This is a genomic window from Streptomyces sp. NPDC093260, from assembly GCF_040683715.1.
GTDB lineage: Bacteria > Actinomycetota > Actinomycetes > Streptomycetales > Streptomycetaceae > Streptomyces > Streptomyces sennicomposti.
Genome location: NZ_JBFBEK010000059.1, coordinates 1 through 11,270, shown reverse-complemented (window position 1 = coordinate 11,270; position 11,270 = coordinate 1). Strand labels below are relative to the sequence as shown.

Annotated in this window: 6 protein-coding genes, 3 tRNA genes and 2 pseudogenes; 6 read left to right on the top strand and 5 right to left on the bottom strand. The window is 74.7% G+C overall.

Annotated elements, in window-relative coordinates:
• Positions 1-284 precede the first annotated feature (284 nt).
• The 6 genes and pseudogenes from AB0N63_RS35875 to AB0N63_RS35850 all read left to right on the top strand — a co-directional run bounded on the left by AB0N63_RS35875 (position 285) and on the right by AB0N63_RS35850 (position 3,224).
• A tRNA-Gly gene (locus tag AB0N63_RS35875) sits at positions 285-356 on the top strand.
• Between the two features lie 81 nt (positions 357-437).
• Positions 438-510: transfer RNA gene (locus AB0N63_RS35870), tRNA-Gly, on the top strand.
• A 131-nt stretch (positions 511-641) separates the two neighbouring features.
• Positions 642-1,262, top strand: a pseudogene (locus AB0N63_RS35865) (ABC transporter ATP-binding protein); the annotation flags it as partial.
• A gap of 273 nt (positions 1,263-1,535) precedes the next feature.
• Entirely contained in the window at positions 1,536-2,474 is a 939-nt protein-coding gene (locus AB0N63_RS35860; RefSeq protein ID WP_365536177.1) for a histidine kinase, read from the top strand.
• A pseudogene (locus AB0N63_RS35855) lies at positions 2,471-3,125 on the top strand (response regulator transcription factor). Before AB0N63_RS35860 ends, AB0N63_RS35855 begins: the two are co-directional and overlap by 4 nt.
• Positions 3,126-3,148: 23 nt before the next feature.
• A tRNA-Gly gene (locus AB0N63_RS35850) sits at positions 3,149-3,224 on the top strand.
• A gap of 52 nt (positions 3,225-3,276) precedes the next feature.
• Here AB0N63_RS35850 and AB0N63_RS35845 read toward each other — a convergent pair.
• The 5 genes from AB0N63_RS35845 to AB0N63_RS35825 all read right to left on the bottom strand — a co-directional run.
• The gene (locus AB0N63_RS35845) at positions 3,277-4,176 is read right to left on the bottom strand and encodes a phosphoribosylaminoimidazolesuccinocarboxamide synthase (RefSeq protein ID WP_365536175.1); all 900 of its coding nucleotides are present in this window, start codon (positions 4,174-4,176) and stop codon (positions 3,277-3,279) included.
• Positions 4,177-4,245: 69 nt separating this feature from the next.
• The gene (locus AB0N63_RS35840; RefSeq protein WP_365536174.1) at positions 4,246-5,742 is read right to left on the bottom strand and encodes a N,N-dimethylformamidase beta subunit family domain-containing protein; all 1,497 of its coding nucleotides are present in this window, start codon (positions 5,740-5,742) and stop codon (positions 4,246-4,248) included.
• A 257-nt stretch (positions 5,743-5,999) separates the two neighbouring features.
• Positions 6,000-8,174, bottom strand: coding sequence for a hypothetical protein (locus AB0N63_RS35835; protein WP_365536171.1), 2,175 nt, complete (start codon positions 8,172-8,174; stop codon positions 6,000-6,002).
• Between the two features lie 443 nt (positions 8,175-8,617).
• Entirely contained in the window at positions 8,618-9,871 is a 1,254-nt protein-coding gene (gene purD / locus AB0N63_RS35830; RefSeq protein WP_365536168.1) for a phosphoribosylamine--glycine ligase, read from the bottom strand.
• Positions 9,872-10,480: 609 nt separating this feature from the next.
• A partial coding sequence (locus AB0N63_RS35825) for a fumarate hydratase C-terminal domain-containing protein (protein ID WP_365536166.1) occupies positions 10,481-11,270 on the bottom strand: 790 nt, incomplete at its 5' end.

Genomic DNA, 11,270 nt, shown 5'->3' with positions numbered 1-11,270 from the left:
GCGGACTGCCGGTGCCCGCCACGATCGTCACCACCTTCCCGCAGGCCGCGCGGGAGTTCGCGGCGCGTTTCCCGGACCTGGTGGTCAAGCCGGTCCCCGGCCCACCCCGCCGGAGGCACCCCGCGCCGCCGCCCCCCTGCCGGACGCCGCCCCGCCCGGCAGGGTCCCCCGGGGCCGTCAGCGGGCCCTCCGGGAAGCCGACTTGCGCAACCCCCCCGTTGATCAGCTAATGTCTGGAGCACGCCGAGGGGCGAGGCCGAAAGGCCGGAACCCACGGAGTACATGCGGGTGTAGTTCAGTAGCAGAACATCCCCCTTCCAGGGGGAAGGCGCAGTGTGCGATCCCTGTCACCCGCTCTGCACCGCCGGTCCGGACCACTCTTGTGGATCAGGTAGGCTGGTGCTCGCGCCGATCGGTGGGAGCCGGTCGGAGGCAATGCGGACGTAGCTCAGTTGGTAGAGCGCAACCTTGCCAAGGTTGAGGTCGCGAGTTCGAGCCTCGTCGTCCGCTCGGGAGAAAGACCCCGGTCCACTGGACCGGGGTCTTTTCGTGTTCCCCGCGATCACCGTCCTGACATTTGTCATGGCGAGTCATGACACCGCGCACTGCTCCCGGCGCCCAACCGGCGGAACGCTGAGGGCATGAACATCGACGAACACGACCACGCGATTGAGGTCACCGACCTGCGGCGCGTGTACGGGGGCGGGTTCGAAGCGGTACGCGGGATCTCGTTTCACGTGAAACATGGCGAGGTCTTCGCGCTGCTGGGCACCAACGGCGCGGGAAAGACCTCCACCGTCGAACTGCTGGAGGGCCTGGCGGCCCCGGCCTCCGGACGCGTACGGGTCCTGGGTCACGATCCGTTCACCGAGCGCGCCGCCGTACGGCCGCGTACCGGAGTGATGCTCCAGGAAGGGGGCTTCCCCTCCGAGCTCACCGTCACCGAGACCGCGCGGATGTGGGCGGGCTGCGTGAGCGGGGCGCGCCCGCCCCGGGACGTTCTAGCGCTGGTCGGGCTGGAACGGCGCACCGATGTGCGGGACAAACAGTTGTCGGGCGGGGAGCGGCGGCGGCTGGATCTGGCGCTCGCGCTGCTCGGCGACCCCGAGGTGCTGTTCCTGGACGAGCCGACGACCGGTCTGGACGCCGAAGGGCGCCGGGAGACCTGGGAGTTGGTGGGCGCGCTGCGTGACGCCGGGACGACCGTGCTGCTCACCACGCACTACCTGGAGGAGGCCGAGGGCCTGGCCGACCGGCTGGCCGAGCGGGTCGGGCTGCAGAGCGTGCTCAGCTGGGGCGCCTCGATCTGGGTGTTCGAACTGACCTGGCTCGGACTGCCGGTGGTCGGCGGGGTGCGGCACCGGCCGACGCCGCTGGTCCTCACCGGCCTGCTGCTCGTCGTCGGCGCCCTGCAGTGCCTGGCCGCCAACCGGCTCGCCCGGCCCGCGCTCGACCACTATCTGGGGCGCGCCGTCCTGCCCGCCCGCGCCCTGCGCGCACCGCTGGTCCTGCTGGTGCTCGCGCTCGTCCTGCCCATGGTGCTGGTCCTGGTGAACGGCATCCCGTCCTGGACGGCGCGACTGGCGATCGGCGCCGCCCTGCTGACGTTCGGCCTGATGTACGGGCTGGTGGTGACGGTGCCCGTGCCGCTGCGCCGCTCCGCCCTGCTGACGGCGGTGCTGATGGCCGCGTCCGCCCTCGTCTTCCGGACGGCCCTCGACGTCCTCATGACCGGAGTCCTGGCCGTCTTCGCCATGGGAATGACGCTGCTGGCCGCCCGCTGCTGCGCATGGACCCTGTCGGTGCTGTGGGAGGCCGAACGCGCCCGCGAGACCGAGGCGCGGCTCGCGGTCGCCGAGGAGCGGCTGCGGTTCGGGCGGGACCTGCACGACGTGCTGGGCCGCAACCTCGCGGTGATCACGCTGAAGGCCGAGCTGGCGGTGCAGCTGGGGCGGCGCGGTCGGCCCGAGGCGGTGGACCAGATGGTCGAGGTGCAGCGGCTGGCGCAGGAGTCGCAGCGCGAGGCGTGCGCGGTCGTCCGCGGCTACCGGGAGGCCGACCTCGGGGCGGAACTCGCGGGCGCTCAGGGGGTGCTGGAAGCCGCCGGCATCGACTGCGCGATCACCGGGTCGACCGCCGGGCTGCCCGCCCCGGCGCAGTCCGCGCTCGGCTGGGTGGTCCGCGAGGCGGCGACCAACGTCCTCCGGCACGGCGACGCCCGCAGCTGCGCCATCGCCCTGCGGGTCGAGGACGGGCGGGCCGAACTGTCCGTCGAGAACGACGGCGCGCCCGGCGCGCCCGGCGGCCGGCCGGGCTCGGGACTGGCCGGGCTGCGTGAACGGCTGTCGGAACTCGACGGCACCCTGCGCTTCGGACCGGTCGACGGAGGCCGGTTCCGGCTGACCGCCGAGGTGCCGCTGCGTGCCGCCGGCACCACCGAGACCGCCCGTGCGCTGAGCGAGGTCACCCCATGACGACGCCCCCCGCCCCCGTCCGCCTGCTGCTCGCCGACGACGAACACCTCATCCGGGGCGCGCTCGCGGCGCTGCTCTCCCTGGAGGACGACCTGCTGGTCGTCGCGGAGGCGGCCAGCGGGCCCGAGGCGCCGGCCATGGCCCGGGCGCACACCCCCGACGTGGCCGTGCTGGATCTCCAGATGCCCGGCGCGGACGGTGTGAAGGTCGCCACATCCCTGCGCGCCGAGCTGCCCGGCTGCCGGGTGCTGATCGTGACCAGCCACGGGCGGCCCGGGCATCTCAAGCGGGCCCTCGCCGCCGGAGTGCGCGGCTTCGTCCCGAAGACCGTCAGCGCCCAGCGGCTCACCGAGATCATCCGCACCGTGCACGCCGGAAACCTCCCCCACGCCTGAACGGCGCGGGGGGACCCCCACCGTCGATCCGGAGTTGGCCACCGACGCGATCTCCGCCGGGGACTCCCCGCTGACCGTGCGCGAGGCCGAGGTGCTCGAGCTGGCCGCCGACGGCGCGCCGGTCACGGAGATCGCCGAGCGGGCCGCCCTGTCCGCCGGAACCGTCCGCAACTACCTGTCCTCGGCCGTGACGAAACCCGGCGCGGAAAACCGGCATGCGGCGGTACGCCTCGCACGCGAGCGAGGTTGGGTATAGTGGCTCTCGCGCCACGGCGCAACGCGGACGTAGCTCAGTTGGTAGAGCGCAACCTTGCCAAGGTTGAGGTCGCGAGTTCGAGCCTCGTCGTCCGCTCCAGTTCCGAGCCCCCCGGCTTCCACCGGGGGGCTCGTTCGTTTCCGCGTCTCGGCTACGACCAGCTGGTGCCGGTCAGCCGCTCGTAGGCCTCCACGTACTTGGCGCGGGTGGCCTCGACGACCTTCTCCGGCAGCGGCGGCGGGGGCTGCTCGCTCCTGCGGTCCCAGCCCGACTCCGCGGAGGTCAGCCAGTCGCGGACGTACTGCTTGTCGTAGGAGGGCTGCGCGCGGCCCGGCTGCCACTGGTCGGCCGGCCAGAAGCGGGACGAGTCCGGGGTGAGGACCTCGTCGGCCAGGACGAGCGTCTCCCCGTCGAAGCCGAACTCGAACTTGGTGTCCGCCAGGATGATCCCGCGCTCCCGGGCGATGTCCCGGGCCCGGCTGTAGACGGCCAGGGTGGCCTGGCGCAGCTCGGCGGCCGTCTCGGCGCCTACCTGGCGAGCGACCTCCTCGTAGGAGACGTTCTCGTCGTGCTCGCCGACCTCGGCCTTGGTGGCCGGGGTGAAGATCGGGGCGGGCAGCTCGGAGCCGTCCACCAGGCCCTCGGGCAGGGCGAGACCGCAGACGGTGCGGCTCCGCTCGTACTCGGCGAGGCCGGAGCCGGTGAGGTAGCCGCGCGCCACGCACTCCACCGGGGCCATCCGCAGCGACTTGCACACCAGGGTCCGGCCGGCCCAGTCGGCGGGGGCGCCCTCGGGCAGGTCGGTGCTGATGACGTGGTGGGGGACCAGGTCGGCGAGCCGGTCGAACCACCACAGGGACAGCTGCGTGAGCACGCGGCCCTTGTCGGGGATCTCGGTGGGCAGCACCCAGTCGTAGGCGGACATGCGGTCGCTGGCGACCATCACGAGGTCGCCCGCCTCGTTGCGGTACAGCTCGCGCACCTTGCCGGTGTGCAGATGCACCAGGCCCGGAACCTGGATCGGCTCGGGCTTTTCGACGAATCCGGACACGGTTCCTCCCCGTGGTTCTGTCCAATGGCTCGATTGTCCCGTACGGGGACGGCGGCCTCGGACAGCGGGTCAGTCGCGTTTGCAGATGCGGTCCAGCAGGTTGGCGGTGGCCCGCTGGATACGGGGGTCGGCGTGGCCCGGGCGGTCCAGGGCCGGCGACCAGGCGAACGTCCCGGAGGCGAAGACCAGCGCCCCGGACGGCGCCCGGTACAACGAGGTCTCCTGGTGGCGCCGGACGCCGTCGGCGTCGGCGTAGGGCGAGTGGGCGAGCAGGATGCGGTCCTGGTGGTCGGGCAGCGGGGTGCGCGGGAAGTAGCGGTCCGCCTCGCCCGCGACCAGACCGGCGATCTCCTCGCCCTCGCCGGCCCCGGTCGACTCCCACAGCCAGTGGTCGGCGTTGCGCACGACCATCGGGCGCGGTTCGGGTACGCGCCCGGCGTACTGGATGCCGATGAGCTGCTGCTCGGGGCGGTCGATCTCCCGCCACAGCACCGGGCGGCCCGGGCCCTTGCGTTTGCGGCAGGTCAGCAGGCGGTCGGGCACCCCGGACGGCGACGGGCCCAGCTCCACCTGCCAGTACATGGTGTTCGCCGACAGGAAGACCAGCGAGGTGCCGGTCTCACGGGCCAGCTCGACCGTGCGGCGCATCGGCGCCGACCAGTACTCGTCGTGGCCGGGGAAGACCAGCCCCCGGTAGCGGGTGGGGTCGATCCGGCCGGCGTGCAGGTCGCGGGCGTCGGCGTAGGCGAGGTCGTAGCCGTAGCGCTCGGCCCAGCGGATGAAGTCGTAGGCGTGCCCGACGTGCAGGGGCAGGCCCGCGCCCGCGTAGGGGCGGTCGAAGGAGACCGTGGACGCCGCGTCGGCCTCGCCCAGCAGCCGGCCCTCCGCGTCCCAGGCGTGGTAGAGGCTGGCGCCGGTGTGGCCGTCCTCCGGGTAGAGGTTGTAGGCCTGCCAGGTGACGTCCGGCAGCAGCAGGAGCAGGTCCGCCGGGTCGTCGTCGCGGACGGTGAACGGGATGTGCGAGCGGTAGCCGTCCGCCGTGGTCAGCACGGCGACATAGGCGCCGGTGCTCCAGTACGACGGCACCTGGAGCCGCCAGGACAGCCACCAGTGGTGGCAGGAGACGGTGCGGTCGGCGGTCAGCGGCGCCGGCTGCACGATGCCGGACAGGCGGGGGCTGGTGGTGATCTTCGCGGCGCCGTCGCCGCCGTAGTGGCCGATGCGGTAGACGTCGACGCCGAACTGCTGGGGCGGGTCAACGGTGATGTGGAAGTCGATCGCCTCGCCGGGCGTGACGGCGCCGGTGGAGGCGAAGCCCTTGATCTGGCGGTGGACGTCGTCGGCCGAGCGGAGGCCGCCGCCCGCGGACCGGGGCGCCGGGACGCGGGGCGCGCCGGGCAGGGCGGTGTTCGGCGCCGGATCGACGTACCAGGGGACGACGTGGCCGGTGTCGTCGAAGTAGGTCTCGCTGCCGCGCAGCCAGGGGACGGGCCCCTGCCCGAAGGGGTCCGTGACGGCGTGTGCGAGGGCTCCCGACTCCCAGCGGCGGATGCGCTCCGATCCCATGCCCGTTCCCCTCCCTCGTGGCCCCCTCGGCGGCTCGCGCGGTGGTGCGGGTCCGTCCTCGAGTGCCTGTCCGGCCGGCTCACTGTGCGGTTGTCGGTGCCTGTCGTATGTCGGGGGCGTTTGCCGCGCGCGATCGATCCCAGCACATCACATTACGCACGCATGCTGTCACTAGTCGTTGCGAATTGGCCGAAAGTGGAAGCAGACCATCCGGTAGAGCGGCGACGGGTTCGGCGTCGGTCCTGGTCAGACCGTTGTCAGCCCAGGCGTACCGGCTTCTCCGGACGTATGCCCGAATCGATCAACCAGGTCCGCAGCGGGACCGGGTCGCCGTCCTCGACCAGGGCGAGCACCTTCGCCCCGAGGTCGGTGGCGCGCACGCCGTCCACCAGCAGGGTGGGGCCGTCGAGCCAGTCGAGGCCCGGGACCGCGCCCGCGGTGTCCATCGCCGCGCAGCAGACCATCGCGGTGACGTGGTCGGCGAGCAGCTCGCGGCCGGTGCGAGGCGGCTGGAGCGGGAAGAGCGGCAGCGAGTCCTGGTCCCAGGGGGGTACCCCGGCGGCCTGGCCGCCGGCTCCCTGCGCCGCCATGCGCGCCGTCGGCGCGGCGGCCTCCTCGCGGGCCAGTTCGGCGGTGAGACCGGCGGCGAGGGCGGCGCTGCGCTCGTTCGCCAGGCCGCTCGCGAGGTCGGCCTCCTCGTCGTCCGGGTCGGTCAGGTCGACGCGGTCGGTCCAGTCGGACTGCTCGGTCCGACCCCAGGGGTCCAGGGGGCCCGGCTGGCTCAGGTGGTCGGGCTGGGTCAGGCGGTCCGTGCCCGGGGTGTCGTCCGTGCCGTGCGCGGCGTGGGTGCCGTGCGTGGCGGGCGTGGCGTCCGCGTCCATCAGGTCCTCCTCCGGGCCGCGCCGCAGGGCCTGTTCCAGGTCCTCGGTCGTGCCGTCGTCCCCGGCGCGCGCGCCGGCCGGCACCGCATCCGCCGGGCCCGCCGGATGCGGCGGGTCGGCGGATGTCGCCGGGGTGCCGGGTATCGCGGTGGGCGGGGCGGTGCGCCCCGCGTGCGGCGGAGGCGCGGACACGCCGTCCGCGGCGGTGGACGGCCGGGCCGGCGGCCGCGGGGCGGCCGACGGGCGCGACGGGGCGGCGAGGTGGTCCAGGACGCGGGCCAGGGTCGGGCCGTGCGGGTCGATGGCCGGCGGAGTGGGACAGTGCGGCACGCCGAGGGCGTCCAGCACCCGGTGGAGCCGGGCGGCGTCGGTGCGCCACTTGCGGTCCACGACCTCTTCCGGATACGACTGCCAGTCCACCGGGGCCCACCCCGGGCCCTGCTCGGCCGGTCCGCCGTGGAACAACCGCGCGGCCAGCAACGACGTGGCCTCGTCCACCGCGCCGGGCTCCTCCAGCAGGTCGCACGCGGGGCGCTCGCCGAGCCGGGACGCGAAGCCCTCGGCCAGCCGGTCCCGGCGGGACAGTTCGGTCAGGGCGGCGACCACGCCCGCGTCCAGCCGCGAGGGCCAGCGGCCCATCCGCCAGGCGGGCAGCGCGACCCGGGTCAGCAGCCGGTCCCAGCCCGCGTACGCCAGGCCCACCTGCTCCTGGGCGACGATCCGCAGGCCGTAGTCCACAGCCTGTGCACGCTCGGCCGCCGCGGCGGCGACGCCGCGTTCCATCAGGGCCGCGTCCTCCCGGCAGCCGCGCAGCAGCAGCCGGGCCACCGGGCCGACGCCCGCGTGCACCGCGCGGGTCAGCGGGCCGCGGCCGGGCGTCGAGGCGGCGCCCACCGCCGCGTCCAGGCCGCGTACGAAGCGGCGGGCGGCGGCTATGTCGGGGTGCGCAGCGGGTCCGGTACCGGCGACGACCGGGGCGAGGACGGCGCGCAACTCGCCCACCCGCATCCACCACAGGAACGGCGAGCCGATCACGAGTACGGGCGCCGCCGGCGTACGGCGCGGACGGGACGGGGGCAGGCCGCGCAGCCCGTCCGGCTCGTCGCGGTCGGAGCACTCGGCGCGTTCGGGCGGGGCGTGGGCCGGGTGGGTGCGGTCCTCCAGCCAGCTGTCGCAGTCCGGGGTGAGCGCTATGGCGGACGGCGCCGGGACGTCGAGCCGGTCGGCCAGGTCCCGGACCAGCCGGTACAGGTCCGGGGCGGTCTCCTCGGGGACCGGGACCGTCGGGCTCATGGCCGGGCGGGAGCGGGCGACGACCGCGCCGACCCCGGCGGCGGCGAGCAGGACGACGAGTGCGACGACGCCCGCGATCCAGCGGGCCGCGTCCCAGCCTCCGCCCACGAGATGGCCCGTGGAGCCGCCCGCGAGCAGGACCACGGCGAGGGCGGCGGGCAGCAGGGCGACGGCCAGCGCCCGGCCGCGCACGCGCAGCACGGCGAGGGCCCTGGAGCGCGCGAACTGCGCGCCGACTTCGGCACCCGTACCGGTCACGGCCGTTCGTCACCCCCTCGCGACTGTCCTGGCGTTGCTCACTCCCCCACTGTGGCACCCGTCACTGACATCGCAATGCCGGTGGGCCAAGTGCCGGAGTGCTTGCGCCGCACCCTAGTTGGGGCCTCGGCCCGCGTCAGCCGGATGGGGCATTGCTCACTCGATGGAATGGCTTTGGTCAAAGGTGGTCGACGCAAAGCAATGGTCGGGCCTCGGCTCGTGTCCGGGGCCCGACCATCGGGGGAAGGAGAGTGAGAGGCGCTGGTCGCGCTGCTGGGAGGGGGTGCGGGGCGCTCCGCGGCGCTGCGGGAGGGGACGCCCCAGCGGGAGGTGGACCGTCCGTGACCCGTGCCTGCAAAGGCGCGCTGGTCGCGCCCGAGGACGACGAGCCGCTCGCGCCTGGGGCCCACGCCACCGGGGGCGTGGGCGCCGTCCGGCTCCCGTTACGCGCTCGCTGCCGCCTTCGCGGCGATGTCGGTGCGGTGCTGGGAGCCGTCCAGGCCGATCCGCGCGACCGCCGTGTACGCCCGCTCGCGCGCCTCGGTCAGGTCCGCGCCGGTCGCGGTGACGGACAGGACCCGGCCGCCCGCGCTCAGCACCGCGTCGCCCTCACGCCGGGTGCCGGCGTGCAGCACGTACGCGTGCGGGGCGTCCTTCGCGGCCACCTCGTCCAGACCGGTGATCGGGTCGCCGGTGCGCGGGGCGCCGGGGTAGTTGTGCGAGGCGACGACCACGGTGACAGCCGCCTCGTCGCTCCAGCGCAGGGGTTCGAGGTCGGCGAGGTTGCCGGTGGCCGCGGCCATCAGGACGCCCGCGAGGGGGGTGCGCAGCCGGGCGAGGACGACCTGGGTCTCGGGGTCACCGAAACGGGCGTTGAACTCGATCACCCGGACACCGCGGCCGGTGATCGCGAGCCCGGCGTAGAGCAGCCCGGAGAACGGGGTGCCCCGGCGGCGCATCTCGTCCACGGTGGGCTGCAGCACGGTCCGCAGGACCTCGTCCACGAGCGCGGGGTCGGCCCAGGGCAGCGGGGAGTAGGCGCCCATGCCGCCGGTGTTCGGCCCCTCGTCGCCGTCCAGGGCGCGTTTGAAGTCCTGCGCGGGCTGGAGCGGGACGACGGTCACGCCGTCGGTGACGGCGAAGAGGGAGACCTCGGGGCCGTCGAGGTACTCCTCGATCACGACGCGGTCGCAGGCGGCGGCGTGCGCCCGGGCGGTCTCGACGTCGTCGGTGACGACGACGCCCTTGCCGGCGGCGAGGCCGTCGTCCTTGACGACGTAGGGGGCGCCGAAGGCGTTGAGTGCCTCGGCGACCTCCTCCGCGGTCGTGCAGACGTACGAACGTGCCGTGGGGACGCCCGCGCCCGCCATCACGTCCTTGGCGAAGGCCTTGGAGCCCTCCAGCCGCGCGGCCTCCTCGGAGGGGCCGAACACCGGGATGCCGGCCTCGCGCACGGCGTCGGCGACACCGGCGACCAGCGGGGCCTCCGGGCCGACGACCACGAGGTCGGCGCCCAGCTCCACGGCCAGCGCGGAGACGGCCACGCCGTCCAGGGCGTCGACCTGGTGCAGCTCGGCGACCTCGGCGATGCCGGCGTTGCCGGGCGCGCAGTGCAGCGCGGTGACGGCGGGGTCGAGGGACAGGGAACGGCACAGGGCGTGCTCACGCGCGCCGCTGCCGATGACGAGGACCTTCACGTGGGTCAGCCTAACGGCATCGCCGGCCCACCCTTTGTGCGGGCCACCGAGGGGGAGGGAGGCAGCGCTTCATAGGTTCCTCCGAGGGGCGCGCGCGGCTACGACGTACGGCCCCCCGGCCGCTCGGCCGCTCGGCCCCCCGGCCGCTCGGCCGAGCATCGGGAGGGCCGGGGCCAGCCGGCTGGCAAAGAGGCCGGGCAGCCCGGAGAGGCCGGGCGCCCCTGGAGAGCGGGCGGCCCGTGGAGCCGGGCGGACTGTGGAACGGCGCGGACACCGCTCCCGGGCTCCGGCCCCGCTCCCGGGCACCCCGGAAACCGGGCGGCCTGGAGGACTCGGTACTTACGGCAGTCAGCGCCACAGCGGCCCGGTGGCCGCTCCCGGGCCGCATGCGGGAAGGGGGCCGGCAGCCAGGCGCCCCCGGACTCAGCGGCTCAGAGAAGGCCGGCCGGCACGGAGACGGCCGGACGGCGCGAGGGAGCCAGGACCCTAGGCGGCGGACGCCCCAGGACGCCAGGCAGCCCGCTGCGGCCGAGGGTTGGTGAGTCGGACGACCTGGAGGAGCCGAGGCCCATCGAGTTCGGCGGACCGGAGGGGCCGAGTGCCTCCGGGTCACTCCGTCGTGTACTCCTCGACCACCGTCGCGCCCAGTTCCCGCACGATCAGTTCGCGGCCGGACAGGGCCGACTCGTTCAGGTCGGGGTCGTCGTCCTCGGGGATGTCGTCCTCGGGGGCGACGGGGGTCGGCTCCGGGGCGGTGGGCCGGGACGCCATGGACGGGCCGGTGGACGCGGCGCCCATCGCACCTGCCGGTCCGCTGCCGCCCGCCGCCTGCGGCGGGCGGTTCGGAGCGGCTGCGGAGGACGGTGCCGCAGCGGCGGGCGCGGCTGCCACCGTACGCTGCGCGGCCTGGGCGCCGCCGCCGTAGCCGCCGCCCCCGTAGCCACCGGGGGGCGGGGGCGCGGTGCCGCCGCCTCCGGTCGGGTCGACGACGGCCTCGATCTTCCACTGGACGCTGAACTGCTCCGCAAGCGCCTGGCGCAGCACGTCCTCGCTGCCGCTGCCGGCGAAGTTGTCGCGGGCGCCGGAGTTGACGAAGGCGATCTGGAGGGTGGTGCCGTCGAAGCCCGCGACCTGGGCGTTCTGGCTGAGCAGGATCCAGGTGAAGCGGCGGCGGTTCTTCACCGCCTCCAGGATGTTGGGCCACAACGTGCGCGGGTCGAGCCCGCCGGCCGCCGGGGCGGGAGCCGCGAACCCGACGGAGGCCGCGGGCGCGGCGGATGCGGGTCGCGCGGGTGCGGTCTGCGGGGCCGCGGGTCCGCCGATGGACCCGAGGTAGAACCCGCCGTGCGCGTGGCACGCGTCCGTGACCTGCTTGCTCCGGTTGCCCTTGGCCAGCATC

Bases quoted from the DNA above. Each gene is read 5' to 3' on its own strand.
- AB0N63_RS35860 (WP_365536177.1), top strand. From the start codon at position 1,536: ATGGTGCTGGTCCTGGTGAACGGCATCCCGTCCTGGACGGCGCGACTG.
- AB0N63_RS35840 (WP_365536174.1), bottom strand. From the start codon at position 5,742: ATGGGATCGGAGCGCATCCGCCGCTGGGAGTCGGGAGCCCTCGCACAC.